The organism is Paraburkholderia sp. A1RI-2L (genome assembly GCF_048957375.1).
GTDB lineage: Bacteria > Pseudomonadota > Gammaproteobacteria > Burkholderiales > Burkholderiaceae > Paraburkholderia.
Window position 1 is genome coordinate 88,727 of sequence record NZ_JARBTA010000005.1, and the last position, 22,149, is coordinate 110,875.

General features: G+C 67.3%; 23 protein-coding genes. 16 read left to right on the forward strand and 7 right to left on the reverse strand.

Going from position 1 to position 22,149, the window contains the following annotated elements:
* Positions 1-16 precede the first annotated feature (16 nt).
* Positions 17-508, forward strand: coding sequence for an SRPBCC family protein (locus PWP93_RS33145; protein WP_421047799.1), 492 nt, complete (start codon positions 17-19; stop codon positions 506-508).
* 29 nt (positions 509-537) lie between these two features.
* On the opposite strand, the gene PWP93_RS33150 is transcribed toward PWP93_RS33145, so the two are convergent.
* Both PWP93_RS33150 and PWP93_RS33155 read right to left on the reverse strand, forming a co-directional pair.
* On the reverse strand, positions 538-1,383 hold the full coding sequence (locus PWP93_RS33150; protein ID WP_421047800.1) for a GNAT family N-acetyltransferase: 846 nt from the start codon (positions 1,381-1,383) through the stop codon (positions 538-540).
* Between the two features lie 30 nt (positions 1,384-1,413).
* Entirely contained in the window at positions 1,414-2,214 is an 801-nt protein-coding gene (locus tag PWP93_RS33155; protein WP_421047801.1) for a DNA-binding transcriptional regulator, read from the reverse strand.
* A gap of 193 nt (positions 2,215-2,407) precedes the next feature.
* Between PWP93_RS33155 and PWP93_RS33160 the strand changes: the two genes are divergently transcribed.
* The 11 genes from PWP93_RS33160 (at position 2,408) to PWP93_RS33210 (ending at position 14,393) form a co-directional block, all read left to right on the forward strand.
* Positions 2,408-4,267: a bifunctional 3-(3-hydroxy-phenyl)propionate/3-hydroxycinnamic acid hydroxylase gene (locus PWP93_RS33160; RefSeq protein WP_421047802.1), complete on the forward strand. Its 1,860-nt coding sequence runs from the start codon at positions 2,408-2,410 to the stop codon at positions 4,265-4,267.
* 2 nt (positions 4,268-4,269) lie between these two features.
* Positions 4,270-5,214: a 3-carboxyethylcatechol 2,3-dioxygenase gene (locus PWP93_RS33165; RefSeq protein WP_421047803.1), complete on the forward strand. Its 945-nt coding sequence runs from the start codon at positions 4,270-4,272 to the stop codon at positions 5,212-5,214.
* Positions 5,215-5,235: 21 nt separating this feature from the next.
* Positions 5,236-6,039, forward strand: coding sequence for a 2-keto-4-pentenoate hydratase (locus PWP93_RS33170; RefSeq protein WP_421047804.1), 804 nt, complete (start codon positions 5,236-5,238; stop codon positions 6,037-6,039).
* Between the two features lie 13 nt (positions 6,040-6,052).
* Positions 6,053-7,003: an acetaldehyde dehydrogenase (acetylating) gene (locus PWP93_RS33175; protein WP_421025796.1), complete on the forward strand. Its 951-nt coding sequence runs from the start codon at positions 6,053-6,055 to the stop codon at positions 7,001-7,003.
* A 4-nt stretch (positions 7,004-7,007) separates the two neighbouring features.
* Complete coding sequence (dmpG, locus tag PWP93_RS33180) at positions 7,008-8,042, forward strand: 4-hydroxy-2-oxovalerate aldolase (RefSeq protein ID WP_421047805.1); 1,035 nt, start codon at positions 7,008-7,010, stop codon at positions 8,040-8,042.
* A gap of 93 nt (positions 8,043-8,135) precedes the next feature.
* Entirely contained in the window at positions 8,136-9,383 is a 1,248-nt protein-coding gene (gene mhpT, locus PWP93_RS33185) for a 3-(3-hydroxy-phenyl)propionate transporter MhpT (protein WP_421047806.1), read from the forward strand.
* 64 nt (positions 9,384-9,447) lie between these two features.
* The gene (locus PWP93_RS33190) at positions 9,448-10,317 is read left to right on the forward strand and encodes an alpha/beta fold hydrolase (RefSeq protein WP_421047807.1); all 870 of its coding nucleotides are present in this window, start codon (positions 9,448-9,450) and stop codon (positions 10,315-10,317) included.
* Positions 10,318-10,552: 235 nt separating this feature from the next.
* A complete protein-coding gene (locus PWP93_RS33195; RefSeq protein WP_421047808.1) occupies positions 10,553-12,748 on the forward strand; it encodes a VTT domain-containing protein in 2,196 nt (731 codons plus the stop codon).
* Complete coding sequence (locus PWP93_RS33200; protein ID WP_421047809.1) at positions 12,745-13,470, forward strand: endonuclease/exonuclease/phosphatase family protein; 726 nt, start codon at positions 12,745-12,747, stop codon at positions 13,468-13,470. Before PWP93_RS33195 ends, PWP93_RS33200 begins: the two co-directional genes overlap by 4 nt.
* A gap of 90 nt (positions 13,471-13,560) precedes the next feature.
* The gene (locus tag PWP93_RS33205) at positions 13,561-14,112 is read left to right on the forward strand and encodes a ferritin-like domain-containing protein (protein ID WP_421047810.1); all 552 of its coding nucleotides are present in this window, start codon (positions 13,561-13,563) and stop codon (positions 14,110-14,112) included.
* Between the two features lie 17 nt (positions 14,113-14,129).
* Positions 14,130-14,393 carry a hypothetical protein gene (locus tag PWP93_RS33210; RefSeq protein ID WP_421047811.1) on the forward strand — a complete coding sequence of 88 codons (264 nt, stop codon included), beginning with the start codon at positions 14,130-14,132 and terminating at the stop codon, positions 14,391-14,393.
* 66 nt (positions 14,394-14,459) lie between these two features.
* Here the strand turns inward: PWP93_RS33210 and PWP93_RS33215 are convergent, their stop codons facing one another.
* Positions 14,460-14,951 (reverse strand): PRC-barrel domain-containing protein, encoded by a 492-nt coding sequence (locus PWP93_RS33215; protein ID WP_421047812.1) that lies wholly within the window; start codon positions 14,949-14,951, stop codon positions 14,460-14,462.
* A 183-nt stretch (positions 14,952-15,134) separates the two neighbouring features.
* Between PWP93_RS33215 and PWP93_RS33220 the strand changes: the two genes are divergently transcribed.
* Genes PWP93_RS33220 through PWP93_RS33235 form a run of 4 tightly spaced genes read left to right on the forward strand, consistent with a single transcriptional unit; the run spans position 15,135 to position 16,983 of the window.
* Positions 15,135-15,527 carry a hypothetical protein gene (locus PWP93_RS33220; protein ID WP_421047813.1) on the forward strand — a complete coding sequence of 131 codons (393 nt, stop codon included), beginning with the start codon at positions 15,135-15,137 and terminating at the stop codon, positions 15,525-15,527.
* On the forward strand, positions 15,512-16,063 hold the full coding sequence (locus tag PWP93_RS33225; protein ID WP_421047814.1) for a type 1 glutamine amidotransferase domain-containing protein: 552 nt from the start codon (positions 15,512-15,514) through the stop codon (positions 16,061-16,063). The genes PWP93_RS33220 and PWP93_RS33225 overlap by 16 nt, the downstream gene beginning before the upstream one ends.
* Positions 16,064-16,094: 31 nt before the next feature.
* Entirely contained in the window at positions 16,095-16,370 is a 276-nt protein-coding gene (locus PWP93_RS33230; RefSeq protein ID WP_421025785.1) for a DUF1488 domain-containing protein, read from the forward strand.
* Between the two features lie 34 nt (positions 16,371-16,404).
* A complete protein-coding gene (locus PWP93_RS33235) occupies positions 16,405-16,983 on the forward strand; it encodes a hypothetical protein (RefSeq protein WP_421047815.1) in 579 nt (192 codons plus the stop codon).
* A 29-nt stretch (positions 16,984-17,012) separates the two neighbouring features.
* Here the strand turns inward: PWP93_RS33235 and PWP93_RS33240 are convergent, their stop codons facing one another.
* From PWP93_RS33240 to PWP93_RS33255, 4 genes are read right to left on the reverse strand one after another with little or no spacing between them, the layout of a single operon-like run.
* On the reverse strand, positions 17,013-18,110 hold the full coding sequence (locus PWP93_RS33240; RefSeq protein ID WP_421047816.1) for an enolase C-terminal domain-like protein: 1,098 nt from the start codon (positions 18,108-18,110) through the stop codon (positions 17,013-17,015).
* Entirely contained in the window at positions 18,107-20,461 is a 2,355-nt protein-coding gene (locus tag PWP93_RS33245) for a xanthine dehydrogenase family protein molybdopterin-binding subunit (protein WP_421047817.1), read from the reverse strand. Before PWP93_RS33245 ends, PWP93_RS33240 begins: the two co-directional genes overlap by 4 nt.
* Positions 20,458-21,477, reverse strand: coding sequence for an FAD binding domain-containing protein (locus PWP93_RS33250; RefSeq protein ID WP_421047818.1), 1,020 nt, complete (start codon positions 21,475-21,477; stop codon positions 20,458-20,460). Before PWP93_RS33250 ends, PWP93_RS33245 begins: the two co-directional genes overlap by 4 nt.
* The gene (locus PWP93_RS33255) at positions 21,474-22,022 is read right to left on the reverse strand and encodes a (2Fe-2S)-binding protein (RefSeq protein WP_421047819.1); all 549 of its coding nucleotides are present in this window, start codon (positions 22,020-22,022) and stop codon (positions 21,474-21,476) included. Before PWP93_RS33255 ends, PWP93_RS33250 begins: the two co-directional genes overlap by 4 nt.
* Between the last annotated feature and the right edge of the window lie 127 nt (positions 22,023-22,149).

Consider the following 22,149-nt stretch of genomic DNA (forward strand, 5'->3'; position numbering starts at 1 on the left):
AAAGTGGAGGAGAGCAATGGCGGAATTCCGTTTGACCACCTTGTGGTGCATCGAGGCGCCGGTGCAGCAGGTGTGGGACGCGGTCCACGATTCGATTAACTGGCCGAGGTGGTGGAAGAGCGTCGAAGCGGTGCGCGAGTTGCAGGCAGGCGAAACCGATGGTCTGGGCGCCGTGCATCGATATACGTGGAAGGGCGTGCTTCCCTATCGGGTGATCATCGACGTGCGCGTGACGCGCGTCGCGCCGCTCGTTGCGCTGGAGGGGGAGGCCAGCGGCGCGCTGGAAGGCGTGGGCCGCTGGCATTTCGCCGCCGAGGGCAGCCGCACGGTGGTGCGCTATGACTGGCACGTCAGGACGGCCCGTGCCTGGATGAACGCGCTCGCGCTCGCGCCGCCTGTGCGGCTCGCATTTCGCTGGAATCACGATGCAATCATGCGCGAAGGCGGCCTGGCGCTCGCGCGCCTGCTCGAGGCGCGGCTGGTCGAATGCGGCGCCAACCCGCAATAAATGCAGGCATCGGCTGGACTCTCCCGAACTCACCCCAGCTCGAACGATGTCACCCCAAACACGCGATCGATCGCAATGGCCGGCGCGTCCTTCGTGTACATCCGCGCGGTTTCGAAAACGCTCGTCATGTTGTGCCGTTGCGCCAGCGCGACCGCAGCAGGATTCGTTTCCGGCACGTCGAGCACGATGACCTCGCCGGGCATGCTCGCCGCCAGCGCGCGAAACAATCCCGTGGCGACGTCCGCGTCGTCGGCGAAAAGCGGGCCGATCTTGCAGCCCGTCTTGCAGCGGCGCACGACGCCGTATCCGGCGACACGGCCCGCGTCGACTGTCGCGAGTGCAACGGCGTCCGGCTGCGCGATCCAGGTGGAGACGAAACGCGCGCGCGCTGCGGGAAAACACTGGCGATCATAGGCAAGCAACTGCTCGAACGGCACGTTGGCCGCTGCCGTGACATGCGCGCACCCGATGCCGCTCACGCGCCCCTGATAGCGGATGTTGCGGTGCGCAAGCTGGAACCCGGACTTCCGATAGTTCGCCTGCTGGGCAACGACGCCATCGAGACCGATGTTGCGCGCTCCGAGATAACGCATGCCGTGCTGCCAGATTCGCATGCCGAAGCCTTTGCCGCGAAACCCGGGCTTCACGATGTAAAGACCGATGAAGCCGAAGCATTCGTCGTAGGCAACGGCGGAAAGGCACGCGACCGGCGCGCCGCGCCAGACACCGACGAAAAAGCCATCCGGGTCCGCCTCCCTGAAACAGTGCGGGTCATGCCAGCCGGGGTTCCACCCCTGCGCAGCCGCCCATTCGACCGACATGGCCATCTCGTCAGCCGACATGGTGCGCACAATGAAGTCTCCGCTTTGATCCATGGTTCCTCCCGGTTGGAGATAAAGCCGATACTAGCGGCCGGCGTCCCCTTGCGCTTCGAGCGCCGCCACCATTTCCTGCGCGGCGCGCTGCAGTTCGGGCACGAAGCGACGCACTGCCTCGGCCGGGCTGATGGCCTGCTCCAGGTAGATCACATTGAGGCTCGCGAGCACGCGCCCTTGCGCCTCGATCGCCGTGGCGAGTGCGCCGATCTTGCGCTGGTCAGCCCAGTCGCCGTGATTCGAGCCAAAGCCATCCGCGCGCGTCTGGCGCACGAGATTGCGGATGAAGGCCTTGTCCGCCGCGAGTTTTTGCTGCTGTTCGCCGCCCGTGCCCGCGCGTAGCAGCTCGAGAATATCTTCGCGCTCCGCCTCGGGGCACGTCGCGAAGTACACGCGCCCCGCGGCCGTGAGCAGGATGGGCAGGCGGCGGCCCACCATGGCGCGGTGAAACGAAAGCGGGCTGAAGCGGTGCGTGGTCTCGCGTATGACCATGGCATCGCCGTCGGGCGTGGTGAGGTCCGAAGGCCACACGGTGCGCTGGAGCATTTGCGCCATGATCGGCGGCGCGATGGTCGCGATCCGTTCGTCGTCGGTGAAGCCTTCGCTCAGGCCGCGCACGTTCATCGTCAGACGAAAGCTGTCGTCCGACGCGCTGCGGCGCACGAACTTCTCTTCCACCAGGGTTTCCAGCAAGCGCCGCACCGTCGTGCGGTGCAGGCCGGTGGCCTCGCTCAGCTGCTGGCTCGTCGCACGCCCGTTCTCCATGGCGTTGAGCGCCTGGAGCACCTGGAGGCCGCGCGCGAGCCCGCGCACGTTTGCATACTTCGTCATCGCAAAACGCCTTAAAAATCAACTGTGTGCATTCTATGCACATTTCTCTAAAAATGTTGAGCGCGCAACGGGCGGAACCTAGACTCGCTTCCATTCACCAGGCTACGACACGACGTTCAACCCGGTGATCCGTTTTCAGGCACGACCTGTCAGCAGCCGCAGCGACCGCACAAGTCGCGCGAGAAGGAGACACATGAACACCCCCCTCGCTCAGGCGGCGGATCCGATCCTCCCCCGCCAGATTGCCACCGACGTCGCCATCATCGGCGCAGGTCCGGTCGGCCTCACCCTCGCCAACATTCTCGGCCTGCAAGGCGTGCGTGTCACGCTCGTCGAGAAGCTCGACCAGATCATCGACTACCCGCGCGCCATTGGTCTGGACGACGAAGCATTGCGCGTGTTCCAGTCGATCGGCCTGGCCGACGCGCTGCTGCCGCACACCACGCCCGACCACTGGATGCGCTTCGTCACGAAGGACGGTCACTGCTTCGCCTCGATCGAGCCGCGCACCGACGAATTCGGCTGGTCGCGCCGCAACGCGTTCATCCAGCCGCTCGCGGACCGTGTGCTTTACGAAGGCCTCGATCGGTTCGAGCACGTGGAAGTGCTGTTTGGCCACTCCGTCGACGCGTTCGAGCAGGACGCGCAGGGCGTGACGATCGACGTGAGCGACGCGAGCGGCGAGCGTCGCACGATCCGCGCCGCGTACATGGTGGGTGCCGACGGAGGCAACAGTTTCGTGCGCCGCGCGCTGAACGTGCCCTTCGAAGGCCGCACGAAGCCGAATCAATGGATCGTGGTGGATGTGCGCAACGACCCGATAGGCTCGCCGCATGTCTACATGCATTGCGATCATCGGCGCCCTTATGTTTCGGCTGCGCTGCCGCATGGCATTCGCCGCTTCGAATTCATGGTGATGCCGGGCGAGACCGAGGAAGCGCTTTCGAAGCCCGAGAACATGGCTGCGCTGATCCGCAAGGTGGTCGCCGATCCCGACAAGGTCGACTACATCCGCAAGCGCGTGTACACGCACAACGCGCGCCTGGCCGCTACGTTCCGCGTAGACCGCGTTCTGCTCGCCGGCGACGCTGCGCACATCATGCCCGTATGGCAGGGGCAGGGCTACAACAGCGGCATTCGTGACGCGAACAACCTGGGCTGGAAGCTCGCGATGGTCGCGAAGGGCCAGGCCGATGGCCGGCTGCTCGACAGCTACACCGTGGAGCGCCGCGCGCATGCGCGCTCGATGATCCACCTCTCCGAAGTCGCGGGCGACATCTTCGCGCCGACCACGCGCTTTGGCGCGCGCTTTCGCGACGCCTTCGTGCGCTCGATGAATGTGTTTCCTGCGGTGAAGCGTTACTTCGTGGAAATGCGCTTCAAGCCGATGCCGCGTTATGAAGCGGGCGTCGTGCTGCTGCCGCCGCCGCAAAAAACCGGCGGCTGGTTCGCGAGCATGCTGGAGCGCTCGGGCAACTCGGCGCCGGGCCGCCTGCTCGGCTTGATGAGCGAGAAGCGCGACTCGCTGATCGGCCGTCTCGCTTATGGCCGTGATCGGCTCGCTGCTTCGCCGGTGGGGCGCATGTTCATCCAGCCACGCGTGCGGCTCGCCGATGGCCGCGTAGTGCGCCTCGACGACGCGATCGGCAATGGTTTCGCGGTGCTCGCCTGGGGCGCAGACCCGACCTTCGGTCTCACGCCGCAAGCACGCGCGCTGTGTGAGCGGCTGGGCGTGCGTTTCGTGTTCGCGAAGCCCGACGTGCAACTCGAATACGCCGACGACGTGCCGCCGGACGTGCTCGCGCTCGGCGACGTGCAGGGGCGGCTGAAAGCGTGGTTCAGTTGCCTGCCCGAGTCGGTCGTGCTGCTGCGTCCGGACCGCTTTGTCGCCGGCGTTTGCACGCCGCAGCAGGTTTCCGGCGCGCTCGTCGAGCTTGCGGACAAGCTCGGCATGACCGACGCCGCCGAACCTGCGCTGCGCGAAGCTGGCGCAGCCGCACCGCAAAACCGTCCCGTGCGCGGCGTGGCCGTCGCGGGCGCCGCAGGAGCATGAGCATGCCGATTCACCTCGAATGCCTGTCGCATACGCCGTTGCACGGCTATTTCGATCCCGCGCCTGAAGTCGTGGCCGAGGTCGAGCGCGTGTGCGGCGCCGCACGCGAACGCGTGGAAGCGTTCAACCCCGATCTGATCGTTGCGTTCGCACCCGATCACTTCAACGGCTTCTTTTACGACGTCATGCCGCCGTTCTGCATCGGCGCACGTGCCGAGGCCATCGGTGACTTCAACAGTATGGCCGGCACGCTGCCGGTGCCCGAGGAACTCGCGCATACGCTCGCGCAAAGCGTTCTCGACGCCGATATCGACGCGGCGCTTTCGTACCGCATGCAGGTCGATCACGGCTGCGCGCAGGCGCTCGAAGTGCTCACCGGCGGCCTCGACCGCTACCCGGTGATTCCGGTGTTCATCAACTCCGTCGCGCCGCCCATGGCGACGCTGCGCCGCGCACGTTTGCTGGGCGATGCGATTGGCCGCTTCTTCTCGCGCAGTGGCAAGCGCGTGCTCGTGGTCGGCTCGGGCGGCATCTCGCACGAGCCGCCGGTGCCCGAACTCCTTGGCGCGACGCCTGAAGTGGCCGAACGCCTGATCGCGGGCCGCAACCCGCCGCCCGATTCGCGCGCCGCGCGCCAGGCGCGCACCGTGGCCGCCGCGAAGTCGTTCGCGGCCGGCGATAGCCCGTTGCATCCGCTCAACCCCGCATGGGATCGCGCATTCCTCGAGCGGCTCGCCTCGGGTGAACTGACCTCCGTGGACGGCATGACCAACGCGGCGATCACGCGTGATGGCGGCAAGTCGGCGCACGAGATTCGCACGTGGGTTGCGGCGTTCGGGGCGCTGGCCGCTTATGGCCCGTATCGCGCAACGCTTGACTATTACCGCGAGATTCCCGAGTGGATCGCGGGTTTTGCCACCATGCACGCCACGCTCGACGCGGCTTGACAGAACGTACGGAGCCTCACCATGACAGATTTGAAACGGGTCGCGGCGCTGGCCGCACGCCTGCGCGAAGCCGAAGCGTCGCGCAGCACGATCGAGCCGGTTCGCGGCGAGATCGCGGCGGGCGGCATTGCGCTGGACGATATCGCCACCGCTTACGCCGTTCAGCAAGCCAACGTCGATCTGCGCGTAGCGAATGGCGAGCGCATCGTGGGCCGCAAGATCGGCCTCACGTCGCTCGCGGTGCAAAAGCAGCTGGGCGTCGATCAACCCGACTTCGGCGCGCTCTTTGCTTCGATGGCCTATGGCGATGCCGAAGCGATTCCGCTTTCGCAACTGATCCAGCCGAAGGTGGAAGCGGAAATCGCGCTCGTGCTGGAGCATGACCTCACGCACGAGAAACACACCTTCGTCGATATTCTGCGCGCCAGTGCGTATGCACTCGCAGCGATCGAAGTGGTGGACAGCCGCATCCAGAACTGGGACATCCGCTTCGTCGACACTGTGGCCGACAACGCGTCGAGCGCCCGCTTCGTGGTGGGCAGCCGCCCGGTGCCGCTCTCGCAGATCGACCTCGCGGCCTGCGCGATGGCGCTTTCGCGCGATGGCGAGGTGCTTTCGCGCGGCAATGGCGCGGCTTGCCTTGGCAATCCGCTCAACGCCGCCGTGTGGCTCGCGGACCGCATGGTCCAGTTCGGCACGCCGCTGCGCGCGGGTGACGTGGTGCTCACGGGCGCGCTTGGGCCCATGGTCGCCGTGAGGGAACCCGGCATCTACACCGCGCAAATCGAAGGCCTCGGCAGCGTTTGCGCAACTTTCTCCGCCTGACACAGGAATTCATATGGCTTCCGAAAAACTCAAGGCCGCGATTATCGGCTCCGGCAACATCGGCACGGACCTGATGATCAAGATCATGCGCAATAGCCGACATCTGGAGCTGGCGGCGATGGTCGGCATCGACCCGAACTCCGATGGTCTCGCGCGCGCCGCGCGCCTTGGCGTGGCGACCACCCATGAAGGCGCGGTTGGCCTCACGCGCCTGCCCGTGTTCAACGACATCGACTTCGTATTCGACGCGACTTCCGCTGGCGCGCACGTGAAGAACGATGCGCTGCTGCGCTCGCACAAGCCCGGCATTCGCATGATCGACCTCACGCCGGCCGCGATTGGCCCGTACTGCGTGCCGGTTGTGAACATCGACGCGCATATCGACGCGCTCAACGTCAATATGGTCACCTGCGGCGGCCAGGCCACGATCCCCATCGTTGCCGCGGTGTCGCGCGTGGCGAAGGTTCACTACGCGGAAATCGTCGCATCGATCAGCAGCAAGTCGGCGGGCCCCGGCACGCGCGCGAACATCGACGAATTCACCGAAACCACCTCGAAGGCTATCGAAGTGGTGGGTGGCGCCGCGAAGGGCAAGGCGATCATCGTGCTGAACCCCGCCGAGCCGCCGGTCATGATGCGCGACACGGTTTATACGTTATCCGAAATGGTCGACCGCGAGAAAGTCGAGCGGTCGATTGAAGAGACGGTTGCGAAGGTTCATGCCTACGTGCCTGGCTACCGCCTCAAGCAGAAGGTGCAGTTCGACGAAATTCCCGCGAGCGCGCCGCTCAATATTCCGGGCCTCGGCCAGTTCAGCGGCCTGAAGACCTCGGTGTTCCTCGAAGTGGAGGGCGCCGCGCACTATCTGCCCGCATACGCAGGCAATCTCGACATCATGACTTCCGCCGCGCTCGCCACCGCCGAACGCATGGCGAAAACGCTCTTGAGCATGCAAGGAGCCTAAGGCGATGAACAATCCGGGCAAGAAACTCTATATCTCCGACGTGACGCTGCGCGACGGCAGCCACGCCGTTCGCCACCAGTACTCGATCCAGAACGTGCAGGACATCGCCCGCGCATTGGACCGCGCGAAGGTGGACAGCATCGAAGTCGCTCACGGCGACGGCCTGCAGGGCTCGAGCTTCAACTATGGCTTCGGCGCGCATAGCGACCTCGAATGGATCGAGGCCGTCGCGGACGTGGTCGAGCACGCGAAGATCGCGACGCTGCTGCTGCCCGGCATCGGCACGATTCATGACCTGAAGGCTGCGTACAACGCGGGCGCGCGCGTGGTGCGCATCGCCACGCACTGCACGGAAGCCGACATCTCGAAGCAGCACATCGAGTACGCGCGCGAGCTGGGCATGGACACCGTGGGCTTCCTGATGATGAGCCACATGACCACGCCGGAAAACCTCGCCGCCGAAGCAAAGAAGATGGAAAGCTACGGCGCGACCTGCATCTACGTGGTCGACTCGGGCGGCGCGCTGACGATGAACGACGTGCGCGAGCGCTTTCGCGCGGTGAAAGCCGTGCTCGAGCCCGAAACGCAAACGGGCATGCACGCGCACCATAACCTCTCGCTCGGCGTGGCGAACTCGATCGTCGCGGTGGAGGAAGGTTGCGATCGCATCGATGCATCCCTCGCAGGCATGGGTGCGGGTGCGGGCAATGCGCCGCTCGAAGTGTTCATCGGCGCGGCGGAGCGCATGGGGTGGAACCACGGCACCGATCTCTACACGCTGATGGATGCCGCCGACGACATCGTGCGTCCGCTGCAGGACCGCCCGGTGCGGGTGGACCGCGAAACGCTCGCGCTCGGCTATGCCGGTGTCTATTCGAGCTTCCTGCGCCACTCGGAAATGGCAGCGAAAAAGTATGGCCTGAAGACGGTGGACATTCTCGTCGAACTGGGCAAGCGCCGGATGGTGGGCGGCCAGGAGGACATGATCGTCGATGTGGCGCTCGATCTGAAGAATCGCCTGGAAGCATTGCAGTCCTGATCAGGGGCGCCGCGCACGGCCTGCGAGGGGTGCGCGGCGCTGTCATGGATAGCCGCCGGAAAGAGCGGCTCGCATAGAGATACGGAGACTTTTATGACGTCGCGAAACAGTGGTGCGGAAGGAAGTGGAACGAGCGGCAGGGCAACCATTGCCCTGTGTCTGGCGATTGCGCTGCTCGAGGGGCTGGACCTGCAATCGGCGGGCGTAGCCGGGCCGCGCATGGCGAAGGAGTTTCATCTCGCCGTGGCGCAAATGGGCTGGGCGTTCAGCGCGGGCGCGATCGGCCTGCTGCCGGGCGCGGCGCTGGGCGGGCGGCTTGCCGACCGCCTTGGCCGCAAGCGCGTGCTCATGTGGTCGGTGACGCTGTTCGGGCTCTTCTCGCTCGCCACGACGATGGTGTGGAGCTTCGAGAGCCTGCTGGTCGCGCGTCTGTTCACGGGCCTGGGGCTCGGTGCGGCCATGCCCAACCTGATTGCGCTGTGCTCGGAGGCGGCGGGCCCGCAGCAGCGCGGCACGGCGGTGGGCGCGATGTACTGCGGCATGCCGTTTGGCGCGGCGATCGCAGCCGTGATCGGCATGCTGGGAACGGGCGACGCGAGCTGGCGCCACGTGTTCTATGTCGGCGGCCTCGGCCCGATCGTGATGGTGCCGCTGCTCGGTCTGTTCCTGCGCGAATCACGGCAGTTCGTGGCCGCGAAGGCGTCGACGGTGGCGAAGGAAGGCACGCCGGGCGTGGCGCAAGCGCTTTGGCATCAGGGCCGCGCGCGCACGACCATTGCGTTGTGGATCAGCTATCTCGGCACGCTCATCGTCCTGTACTTCCTGATGAACTGGCTGCCCTCGATGGTGCTCGCGCGCGGCCTGACCCGCGTGGAGTCGAATCTCGTGCTGATGCTGTTCAACATCGGCGGCGGCGTCGGTGCCGTTGCCATCGCAACCATCATGGATCGCTTCGGACGCCGCGGCACGGTAATCGGCATGTATGTGGGTATCGTGGCCGCGCTCACCGTGCTCGCGAGTGCGGGGGGCGCAAGCGCCACGGCGCTCGGCGGCCTGCTGTGCGGCTTTTTTATCGTCGGCAGCCAGTCGGTGCTTTACGCACTGGCAGGCCACGCGTATCCCACGGAAGTGCGCGGCACGGGCGTGGGCGCCGCGGTGGCGGTGGGGCGCCTCGGCTCGATTCTCGGACCGCTGGTGGCGGGCCAGTTGTTCGCGCTCGGCCAGAGCCCGTCGATGCTCGTGGGTTCGAGCATTCCGCTCGTCGTGGCGGCGGCGCTCGCGGCGCTCAGCGTGGTGGGCGCATTCAAGCAGCACGGCGCGCCAGGCGCACAGGGCGCATGAGATTGAAGGGGTGGAGGCGTGCGCCTTCTCCCGTATCGGGTTGACGTTTTAAGGGATGATCATCATGACGGGTACTGCACACACAATCACCGAAGCCTCGACGAGCAAGTTCGCTCGCGTGAAGGACGGCGAGGTCGAGTTCCAGATTCACTACAACGACGCGGGCGAGGGCGCCGAAACGGTCGTGATGCTGCACGGCTCGGGTCCGGGCGCGAGCGGCTGGGCCAATTTCAACCGCAATGTCGAGCCGCTCGTCGCGGCCGGCTACCGCGTGATCCTGATGGACTGCCCGGGCTGGAGCAAGAGCGACCCGATCGTCTGCACCAGCTCGCGCTCGGACCTGAACGCACGCGTGCTCAAGGGCCTGCTCGATGCGATCGGCATCGAGCGCGTGCATATTCTCGGCAATTCGATGGGGAGCCACAGCGCAGTGGCCTTCGCGCTCGAGAACCCGCAGCGCGTGGGCAAGCTCGTGCTGATGGGCGGCGGCACCGGCGGCCCGAGCAGTTTCGCGCCCATGCCCACCGAAGGCATCAAGCTGCTGCAAGGTCTCTATCGCGATCCGACGATCGAGAACCTGAAGCGCATGATGAACGTGTTCGTCTACGATGCGAGCGCGTTGACCGACGAGCTGATGCAGACTCGCCTCGAAAACATGCTCGCGCGCCGCGATCACCTGGAGAACTTCGTGAAGAGCCTCGCCGCGTTCCCGAAGCAGTTCAGCGACTATGGCCCGCGCCTGGGCGAAATTGCTGCACCTGCACTGGTGATCTGGGGCCGCGACGATCGTTTCGTGCCGATGGATATCGGCCTGCGCCTGCTGGCGGGCATGCAGAACGCGCAACTGCATGTGTTCAACCGGTGTGGCCACTGGGCGCAATGGGAGCATGCGCAAGCGTTCAATCGCATGGTGATCGACTTTTTGAAGCACTGAGAGTGCGGCGCCGGGGGCGGGCGCAGGCCCGTTCGGCACAAGCCTTGCGCAATATCCCGCTTGCGCGGTGACGGCACGATTGCCGCCTGCGCGCCGAGAGCGCGCGGGCGGCTTGGCGTTGCGGCCCGGTTGCGCGGGGACAAACTCCACAGGCACGGTTGTTGCGAAAACGTGGGCACGATGCGGCCGGATGACTGGCGTTATCCGCAGCCGCCTCCGCACACGAGGAGTACTGATGAATCAGGACGCGAAGGCAACCGGCGCCACGGCCGGACCCGCCTCGCATTCGCGGCTGCTGCGTCCTGGCGAGACGTGTCACTCGATTCGTCACGCGCCACGCCTGCGGCTGCTGGTCGACGCGGAGGATTATTTCGCCGCTGTGCGCGCGTCCATCGTTCGCGCGCAGCGCAGCGTGACCATCGTGGGCTGGGACATCGACAGCCGCGTCAAACTGGTGCCGGGTGGTGCGGGCGATAGCTATCCGGACACGCTGGGCGATTTTCTGGCGGCCGTGGTGGCTGAGCGCCCGGCGTTGCGCGTGCGCATCCTCGCCTGGGACTTCGCGATGCTCTATGCGTTCGAGCGCGAATGGCTGCCGGCTTACAAGCTGGACTGGCGCAGCGGCGGGCGCCTGAAATTCCGGCTCGATGGGCGGCATCCGCCGGGTGCGTCGCATCACCAGAAGGTCGTGGTGGTGGACGACCGGCTCGCGTTCGTGGGCGGGATCGACCTCACGCGCTCGCGCTGGGACACGCGCGCGCACGCACCGTGCGAGCCGCGCCGCTGCAATGGGCCGCGGCAGATGTATGGCCCCGTTCACGACGTGCAGGCAATGTTCGATGGCGACGCCGCGCGCATCGTGGGCGTGCTCGCGCAAGAGCGCTGGATCCTGGCGAATACGGCGGCGCGCCGCGCACCCGCTCACCGGACGGCGGCGTCCAGCGCCGCCGGGCCGCCCGCACAGGACGCAGCGGACCCGTGGCCGCCGGACTTTGCCGCGGACGTCGAGGACGTCTGGCTCGGCATCGCGCTCACGGCCGCGCCGCATGCGGGGCACGGGGGCTGCCAGCACATCCGCGCACTCTATGGGGCCGCGATCGGGGCCGCGCGCAAGACGATCTATATCGAGAACCAATACTTCACCGCGAGCACGATTGGCGACGCGCTGGCACAACGGCTCGCCCAGCCCGATGCGCCCGCCGTCGCCGCCGTGCTTCCCTGCCGGCAAACGGGGTGGCTGCAATCGGCAACCATGGGCACGCTGCGAGCGCGCCTGTATCAGCGCCTGCGTGAAGCAGATCATCAGGATCGCTTACGGTACTACTCGCCATGGGTCGAAGGTCTCGGCGACGCGTTCATCAACGTTCATAGCAAGCTGATGACGGTCGACGACGAACTGCTGGTGATCGGCAGCGCCAATCTCAACAACCGCTCGATGGTGCTCGACACCGAATGCAACATCGCGCTGGAGGCTGCCGGCAACGAACGTGTGCGGGCGGTCATCGCGGCGGCGCGCAACGGTCTGCTCGCCGAGCATCTGGGTGCGCACCGCTCGCAAGTGGAGCGCGCGTTCGCGCAGTTCGACGGCGATATCCATCGCGTCGTCGCGAGCCTCTCCGGGGGCGGGCGCGCCTTGCGCACGCTCGAGCCGCGCGTGTCGTCCGGACTTGACCAGTGGGTTCCGGAGAGCGCGGTTGTCGATCCCGAACGGCCGGCGGTGCCCGACGAAGTGGTGCGCGAGTTCGTGCCGGGACGCGGCGGCCGTTCGATTACCGCACGCCTGCTGGTGCTCGGCTCATGCGCGCTGCTGGCAACGGCAATGGCGCTTGCCTGGCACTACACGCCGCTCGCGCGCTTCCTGAGCCTCGCGCGCATCGGCGAGGCGGCGCGCTCGCTCGCGGCGGCGCCCTTCGGTCCCGTACTCGTGATTGGCGCCTATGCGCTGGCCGCTGTCGCGTCGGTGCCGGTTACGGTGTTGATCGTCTGCGCGGGACTGTTGTTCGGCGCGTTCACGGGGAGCCTTTATGCGTTGTCGGGCTCGCTGCTCGCTGCGCTCGTCACTTACGCCATCGGCCGTTGGGCGGGGCGGGACGCGGTGCGCCGGCATGCGGGCTCGCGGCTGGACCGGCTGTCCAAACGCCTGGCGCGTCAGGGCATCGCCGCCGTGGTGGTGCTGCGCGTCGTGCCGCTCGCCCCGTTCTCGCTCGTCAATCTCGCGGCAGGCGCCTCGCACATCGGGCCGGGAGATTACCTGCTCGGCACGCTGATCGGCATGACGCCCGGCATCGTGCTGGGCACCCTGTTTGCCGATCAGCTGGCTGCCGCCCTGCGTCATCCGGGGCCCGGCACGATCGGATTGCTGGCCGCCATCGGCGCGCTGCTCGTGGGGCTTGCCCTGATGCTGCAGCGCCTTTTGAGGCCGCGCGAATGAACGGGCCCGCGCAAGCGCCGCTGCGCATCGTCACCTGGAACATTCACGGCGCGGTGGGCACGGATCGCAGGTACGCGCCAGAACGTATCGCCCGCGTGCTGAAGGATATCGATGCCGATGTGGTCGCATTGCAGGAGGTGCCGCTGGGCGGCGCTTCCCACTTCGACGTGCTGGCCGTCCTGAGCGGCGCAACCGGTTGGCAGGCGGTGGCCGGCCCGACCCTGGACCTGCCCGCGCGGCGCTTCGGCAACGCGGTGCTCACGCGCTGCCCGATCAGGGAGACGCGCACGATCGATCTGTCGTTCGGCAGCCGCGAACCGCGCGGCGCGCTCGACGTCGATATCCTGCATGGCGGCGAGCCGTTGCGCGTCGTCGCGACGCATCTCGGCCTGAGCGGGCGCGAGCGGTACGCGCAGATCGCCCAATTGCTGGCCGCGTTCGACCGGCCTGTGTTGCCGGTGGTGCTCGCGGGCGACATCAACGAGTGGTTTCTGTGGCGGCACGCACTGCGCCTGCTCACCGCGCACTTTCGCGCCGCGCCCGCGCCCGCCACGTTTCCTTCATGGTGGCCGGTGTTCGCGCTCGATCGCATCTGGATGCACCCGGTGAGCCGGCTGCAAAGCGTGCGCGTGCATCGCGACGGCGAAGCGCGCGTCGCCTCCGACCATCTGCCGCTGGTTGCGCGCATCTCGGCCGACGGCCTTGCGCCCGGGCATGGGTGATGCGCGTGTTATCGACGTGGAGGCCGCCGGCTTTTGCCCATTGCCGGCCGGTCCCGACGCGTTTTGAATCCAACCCCGATGGAGAACTCCATGTCACAGAAGCCTTCCATGACCGACTTCGAAGTGATCCGCAAACGGGCGCGCGAGAATATTGTGCAGGGCGCGGTCACCCCTGGCTACCACGCCGACCGCGATGCCGTGCTCGAATTGCTGAACAACGCGCTCGCAACCGAGCTGATATGCATGCTGCGATACCGCAGACATCATTTCATGGCTACCGGTCTGGAGTCGAAGAGCATTGCCGACGAATTTCTCGAGCACTCGAACGAAGAGCAGCTGCATGCCGACCAGATCGCGGCACGCATCGTGCAGCTCGGCGGCGAACCGAATTTCTCGCCCGACGACTTGAGCACGCGCAGTCACGCGGAGTACGTCGAAGGCGATACGCTGGTCTCCATGGTTCGCGAAGACCTGGTTGCGGAGCGCATCGCCATCGACAGCTATCGCGAGATCATTCAGTACCTTTCCGACCGGGACCCGACCTCGCGTCGCGTGATGGAAACCATTCTTGCCAAGGAAGAAGAGCACGCCGACGAAATGGCGGAGCTGCTGGCAGGACTGCCCGCCGGAAAGCGTGCATAGCCATTTCGGAGACCGCTATGAAGCTCTCTCGCCAGACCTCGACCATCGGTCAGGGAAAGCCGACCGACGCGCACACCAGCGATCCCTTGCTGCCGCATGAAGCCGACCAGGAACCGCACTCGCAAGAGGAAGCGGAGCCGCGACGCGTCGGCAAGCAGGGGTATCGCGACATACGGCGGGGACTCAAGGACACCGACCGGTGGGGCGGCGACGATTATCAGCGGCGCACGCAGAACGATGCCATCGCGAATACCAATTCGACGAAGCGCAGGGGAAGGTAGGCCGGCGCAATCCCATGCGCTTCGCTCGGGGCGCCGTACCCGCTGCGGCGCCGCGCGCTCGTTCTGCTAGAGCTTTACGCCGCCTGCTTCCGGCGGCACGGGCGGCTCGCGTAACGGTTCCTCGCCGGTTGGCGAAACGGGCTCGTCCCAGTGCGCACGCGTGCCGTAGTACTCGTGCAGTGTCGTGGCCCAGCCGATGTCGGCCATGACCGGCCAGTGGTCCTTGTCGAATCCCGGCGCGGTCTTGATGCGTTCGCTCGTTACGTTGAGGATGAAGCATTTATGGGTCGTATCGAGCGTGAGCGCAGCCCAAGGCAGTGCCATCAGCTTGTCGCCGATGCCTAGAAAGCCGCCGCACGACATGACGGCGTAGGCGATTTTTCCGCGCTCCACATCAAGCATAACCTCCTTGATCTTGCCAATATCTTCGTTATCCGAAGTGAATACGTGGTCGCCTTCGAGCGTGCTCGACGCCATGATATACGGTCCGGGGCCGGCTGCGGTTTGGCTGCCTTTGCCAACGATGTGCGCGCCGGTTTGGGAGGTGGTTATGGCCATAATGGACTCCTGAATTGATCGTAAGGGTGAACGGGTGTGCAACGCTTGTTCGCTGCGAAGGCAGACGGGTTGCCTCCAGGATGGGCGGTTGTCACGCCTCATGACTCCGCATCGCATATGCCTGAAGCGCCCGGGCATGGCCGATGCGGTTTCGAGGGTATGCATCTTTACAGGCGATGCGTCGTGGACGAACTGCTGCTGGACTCGGTCGAATTCACCTTTTTCGCTGTCGGGCTCGACCATGGCGAGGTGGAGCACCGCGCCATGTTCATCGGCACGCTTGCCCTGCCCGTAGTCGTGATCTTCAGATCCGATGGAAAAGGGGCGGCGCGGATTGCCTTCGACGTTCCTCGCCGCATCGCGCAAGCGAATCACTACACCAACCACGCCGACGTGGTGCGAGACGCGATTGGCCAGGCCGCGCGAGACGACCTGTTCGACCATCCGCCGGACGGGACCGTGTGCCTCGACGGCGCCGCGCCGCGCTGGGCCGGGAACCTGAAGCTTTCTCAGCGACAGATGGACGTCGAGCAATATGAACCCGTTCAAGGAGAACAGCGATGTCGAATGAATTGAAGCACTGCAAGGTAGCGATTCTCGCCGTTGACGGATTTGAGGAATCCGAATTGACGGGGCCGTTGCGGGCATTGACCGAAGCGGGCGCCCAGGTCGATGTGATTTCGCAAAAGGGCGGCGAGATCCAGGGCTTTCGCCACCTGGACAAGGGCAACCGCGTGAAGGTCGACCAGACGTTCGCGCAGGCGAAGGCCGACGACTACGACGGCGTCGTGCTGCCCGGCGGCGTGATCAACGGCGACGCGATCAGGATGATTCCCGAGGCGCGCGAGTTCGTGCGCGCCGCCAACGCCGCGCACAAACCCGTCGCGGCGATCTGCCATGGCGGATGGCTGGCGGTCTCGGCGGGAATCGTGAGCGGGCGCACCATGACGAGCTGGCCGTCGCTGCAGGACGACATACGCAACGCGGGCGGCACCTGGGTGGACCAACGCGTGGTGCGCGACGGGAATTTCGTGACGAGCCGCAAGCCCGACGACCTGCCGGCGTTCAACGCGGAGCTGATCGCCTGCCTCGCGACGTCGGCGCCGCTCTAGCAGCCTTTCAGGCATTGGGAGGGATCCGGAAATGCACATTCGATACCGGAGCGAGCCGCCGCGGTTCGACGGCGCAAATCTGCTGATGCGCTTCGTGGCCGAGGTGGACGGCGCGCCGCTCGACTGCGCCATTACCGCCGAGGCGCTCGAAGACCATTTCGGCGCGGACTCGGCACGCGAGGAGCCGCTGCGCAATGCGTTCGCGCGGGGGCTGGCGCGCATCCACGCCGCGTGCACGGAAGCGATCGCGCAGACCCACGGCGCCGTGGTGCTGCACAGCGGGTACTTTCGCGCGGAGGACGACTGAGCCAGGCGGCAATTGAAATCCAGGGAGGTTTGCCATGTCTTTGATCGTTGCGAGCCGCTTCACGACGTTCGATCACGCCGAAGCGGCCATCGACAGGCTCCACAACCACGGTTTCGTGGATGAGGACCTGTCGCTGTTCTACGTGAACCCCGGTGGCCAGCACGCCCGTTTTGCGGTGGGCGGCGACCGCTATGCCGATCCGCAGTCGCGTTGGACGTCGCTTGGCGCGGGCGCGGGCGCGGCCGTGGGCGCGATTCTCGGCCTTGTTTGCGCCCTGGTGTTTTCGTGGCTCTTTCTTCGCTCGCTGCTCGTGTTGGCGGTGGCCGCCGGCGTGGGCGCCTATGTCGGCACCTTGCTGGGCGCGCTCTGGCAAACGCGCGGCGGCGGCCGCGGACGTCCGCCCGACATCGGGCACGATCCGGACGGCACGCCGAAGGCGCGCGAATCGGGTGTGCTCGTGGCGGTCCACGTGAGTCCGCAGACCCAGCAAGACGCGGCGCAGGTGCTGGAGCAAGCGGGCGGCATGGAGGTCGAGCGCGCGAGCGGCCGCTGGCAGAACGGGCAATGGGCCGACTTCGACCCGACCCGGACGGTCGAGCCGATGCGGTTGTGAACCGGCCCGCGTCGCGCCATCGCGCGACGTCACGGCATCACTGCGTAGCGCTTCGCATCGGCGTGACGCAATGCCAGCCCGCAGCCGGGCCGCGCCAGATCGGGCGCGATCCGGCCGTCTTGCAGGCGCGGCGCGCCGTCGAACAGCATCGCTTCGATGCGCGCGTGATCGTGGAACCACTCGATGTGCTCCACGCGCTTCGCCGCGCAAGCCGCGTGCAGGTGCAGCGCCGGCGCGCAGTGCGCCGAGAGCGGGATGTGCCACGCGTCGCAGAGCGCATCGGCCTGGAGAAAGCCGGTGATGCCGCAGCAACGCGAAGCATCGGCCTGCAGCACGTCCACCGCGTGCGTTTCGAGCAGCGCGCGAAAGTCGTCGGCGGTGCAGGCATATTCGCCCGCGGCCAGCGCCATCGCGGGCGGCAGCGCCGCCCGCAGCGCCGCAAGGCCGCGCCGGTCGTCCGATGAAACGGGCTCCTCGAACCATTGCACGCCCTGCGCGTCGAAAGCGGCCGCCAGCCGTTGCGCTTGTTTGAGTGCATACGCACCGTTGGCGTCGACGAACAGCCCCGCATCGCCAATGGCGCGCCGCGCCGCTGCCACGCGCGCCGGATCGTCGCCGGGCTGCGAGCCGACCTTCATCTTCACCCACTGGCAGCCGTCCTGCTCGACCCAGCCGCGCAACTGCCGCGCGAGCGTGTCGAGGTCGTAGCTCGTGAATCCGCCGCTGCCGTACACGGGTACGCTCTCGCGCTGGGCGCCCAGCAGCGCGACGAGCGGCACGCCGAAGACCTTGGCCTTGAGATCCCAGAGCGCGGCATCGACGGCCGAGATCGCGCGCGCCGCGTGGCCGGGCCGGCCGAGGTTGCGCACGGCACGCTGCATCTCGAGGTTGATGCGGCCGATGTCATGAAGGTCGTGCTGGCGAACGGCGTCGGCGAGCACGCCGGCGATCAGCGCCGTGGCGCTCGCATGCGCATAGGTGTAGCCGATGCCCGTTTGACCCAGCGCATCGGCGTGCACGACCACGAGCGTGGTGGCCCGCCAGGCAATGGTGCCGTCCGCCTCGGGGCGGTCGGTGGGAATCGTATAGGCCTGCGCGCGCAGGTTCGAGACGGGCGAGCGCTTCATGGCGAAGGGACCTCGAGCAGGGAATCGAGCGTGATCGGCAATGCGCGCACGCGCTTGCCGGTGGCGTGATATATCGCGTTCGCAATCGCCGCGGCCACGCCCACCACGCCGATCTCGCCCACGCCTTTCGCGCCGAGCGGGTTCACGACGTCGTCGTGCTCATCGACGAACAGCACGTCGATGTCGCCGATGTCGGCATTGACTGGCATGAGGTAGTCGGCCAGGTTGTGATTCATGACGCGGCCGAGTGCGTGATCGAACTGCGCCCGCTCGTGCAGCGCCATGCCGATGCCCCACACCACGCCGCCTGCCACCTGGTTCGCGGCGGTCGCGGCGTTGACGATGCGCCCGGCGGCCACCGCGCTCACCACGCGCTCGACGCGCACCTGGCCGAGCGATTCGTCCACGCGCACTTCGGCGAACACGGCCGAATGCGTCGCCAGCGAATAGCGCGAGCGCTGCGCATCGGGCTTGAGCGTGACTTGCTCCTCGAGCGTCTTCATGCCCGCGCGCTCGAGCAGGTCGGCAATGGCGATGCGCGCCGCGCTTTCGGCTTGCGGTGCGCCGTCCTCGGTATCGCCGTGGGTTTCACCGTGGGTGCCGCCGCGCAGGCGAACTTCGCCGCGCTCGATCGCGAGCGCCTCGCTCAGCGTATCGGCGTCGAGGTTCGCGAAGCCCACGCCGCCGTGCTCGACCAGCAACTGCGCGAGCCGTGCGCGCAGCTGCCGGCAGGCGACCCAGGCCGCGCTGCCCACCGACGCCACGGTCCACGATCCGCCTTCGATCGGCGCGTCCGGCAGCGAGGTGTCGCCGAGCGTGAAGCGCACGTCCTCGATCGGCATGTGCAGGGCGTCGGCGCCGATCTGCGAGATGGCGGTGTACGTGCCGGTGCCGATATCGGCCGTGGCGCTCGCGAGCGCGAGCACACCGTCGGCGCGCAGCGTGGCGCGCACGCTGGCTTCGGTTTGCAGCGCCTCCCAGATGCCGGTGGCCATGCCATAGCCCACCAGCTCGTGGCCGTCGCGCATCGAGCGCGGCGCGGCCACGCGCGCGCCCCAGCCGAAGCGCTCCGCGCCCTGTGCGTAGCACTCGAGCAGCGCCTTGCTCGAAAACGGCCGCTGCTTCTGGGGATCGTCGACCGAATAATTGCGGATGCGCAGCTCGAGCGGGTCCATGCCGAGCGTCACGGCGAGCTCGTCCATCGCACACTCGAGCGCGAACAGCCCTTGGGCGGCGCCGGGCGCGCGCATGTCGATGGGCGTGTAGACGTCGAGGCGCGCGAGCTTGTAGCCGAGCAGCACGTGATCGGCGCGATAGAGCTGGCCGGCCCAGTTCACGACCACGTCCGTGAAATCCTCGAATTGCGAAGTTTCTCCCACGGCTTCGTGGATGATCGCTTCGAGCCGGCCGTCGCGGCGCGCGCCGAGCGCGACGTGCTGGACCGAAGCGGGCCGATGACCGAAAGTGAACATCTGCGCGCGCGTGAGCGAGACGCGCACCGGGCGGCGCAAGCTGCGCGCGGCCATCATGGCGAGCGGCAGATGATACTGCGGCCGCAGGCCGGAGCCGAACGCGCCGCCCACGAAGGGCGAAATCACCCGCACGCGGTCTTGCGCCAGACCGAACACGTGCATCAAGTACCGCTGCGTGTTGCGCACGCCCTGAGTCTTTTCATAGACGGTGAAGCGGCCGTCCGCCGAGGGCACGACCGTGCAGCCGTGCGGCTCCATCGGTTGATGGAATTCCACCGGCGTGGAGTAGAACGCGTCGGTGCGCGCGTCGGCGTGCGCGAGCGCCTCGTAAGCGTCGCCGCGCGGCGCGGGCGGCGGTTCGAAGCCGCCTTTTTCCAGCGACGGCATGACAGCGTCCCGCAGCACGCTGCCGAGATCGGTCTGATGCGGCTCGCTGCGGTAACGCACGCGCACGAGCGACGCCGCATACTCGGCAAGCGCGTGCGTTTCGGCCACCACCAGCGCGACGGGCTGGCCCGCATAGCGGATGCGCGCGTCGCCGAGCGGCCGGAACGGCTTGCCGCCCGGCGCGATCTGGTCTTTCCAGGCAGCGTCGTCGACGGCCAGCGCCGGGCGGTTTTCGTGCGTCAGCACGAGCAGCACGCCGGGCAGGGCCTGCGCCGCGCAGGCGTCGATGGCGACGATTTCGCCGCGCGCGCACGGGGCGTTCACGACCACGCCGTGCACGAGTCCGGCAGCCGGAAATTCGGCCGCATAGCGCGCGGCGCCCGTGACTTTGCTGCGGGCGTCCACGCGCGGCAGCGGCGCGCCGATGCGCGCCTGAGCGTGCGGCGCGCGGGCCGCCGCGGCGGGTGTTGCGAGATGACGATCGGTGCTCATGCTGCGTCCTCCTCGGCGTTCTGCGCTGGCTGGCGCGCGAGCGCGCGCTCGAATGCGCGCACGATGGCACGGCGGGCGAGCTCGACTTTGAAGGCGTTGCCGGGGCGCGGGTCGGCGCGCGCCACGATGGCGTCGGCAAAGTGCGTGTGCGCATGGGCGTCGTCGGCTGCGCGGCCGATCAACTGCGCTTCGGCTGCGCGGTCGCGCCACGGCTTGTGCGCGACGCCGCCGAGCGCGCAGCCGAGCGCACGTATCACGCCGTCCTCCACGTGCAGGCCCAATGCTACGGATACCAAAGCAAAGGCATACGACTGGCGATCGCGCACCTTCAGATACGTGCAGTGCCGAGCATAGCCTTGCGCCGGCAACTCGACGGCGGTAATGAGCGCCTCCTGGTCGAGAACGGTCTCGCGATGCGGCGTATCGCCGGGCAGGCAGTGCAGGGAATCGAACGGCAGCGTGTGCTCGCCCCGGCGTCCCGCGACGTGCACGCTCGCATCGAGCGCCGCGAGCGCGACGCACAGATCGGACGGATGCGTCGCGATGCAGTGCTCGCTCGCGCCAAGGATCGCGTGCATGCGGTTCACGCCGTCGAGCGCGGCACAGCCGCTGCCGGGCGTGCGCTTGTTGCAGCGCGTGTCCGGATCGTAGAAGTACAGGCAGCGGGTGCGCTGGAGCAGATTGCCGCCGAGCGTCGCGGCATTGCGGATCTGCGCCGAAGCGCCCGCGAGTATGGCCTGCGCGAGCATGGGGTAGCGCTCGCGCACGCGCGCGTCCCAGGCGAGCGCGCTGTTGCTCACCAGCGCGCCGATGCGCAGCCCGCCTTGCGGCGTCGGCTCGATGCCGCGCAGCGGCAGCCGCGTGATGTCGATGAGCGCGGCAGGCCGCATGACGTTTTCGCGCATCAAATCGACGAGATTGGTGCCGCCCGCGAGGAACTCGGCGTCGTCCAGGACGGCATGCAGGCGCACGGCCTCGGCCACGCTCGTCGCGCGCATCCACGAAAAGCGGTTCATGGCGCATCCTCCTCGCCGGCGGCATGGGCCTGCGCGCGGCGCACGGCGTCGACGGCGTTGGCGATGTTCACATACGCGCCGCAGCGGCACAGGTTGCCGCTCATCTGCTCGCGCACGTCGTCGCGGCAATGGGCGTGGCCCTCGGCGAGCAGGCCTACAGCGGAGCAGATCTGGCCCGGCGTGCAGTAGCCGCACTGGAACGCGTCGTGGTCGACGAAGGCCTGCTGCACCGGATGCAGCGTGTCGCCGTGCGCGAGGCCTTCCACCGTCGTGATGGCGGCGCCGTCGTGGGCGGCCGCGAGCGCGAGACACGCATTGATGCGCACCCCATCCACGAGCACCGTGCAGGCGCCGCACTGGCCGTGGTCGCAACCTTTCTTGGTGCCGGTCAGCGCGAAGCGCTCGCGCAGCAGGTCCAGCAGGCTCGTCCACGGCTCCAGGGTCAAAGCGTGGCGCGTGCCGTTGATGGTGAGGACGACGCCAACCGCATCGGGGTCGGGGGCGGTTGGAACGTCGTGCAGGCGGGAGGGAGTGGCGGTGTGCATGGCTGACTCGTTCGGGCTCGGTTCAAATTCGGTTACGGGCTGGGGTTCAGCGGCCGTTACGGGCTGCGGTTACAGCGGCGGTTGCAGCGGTCCGGGAAATGACGCGGCCCGCGGCGTGGCGCCGCGC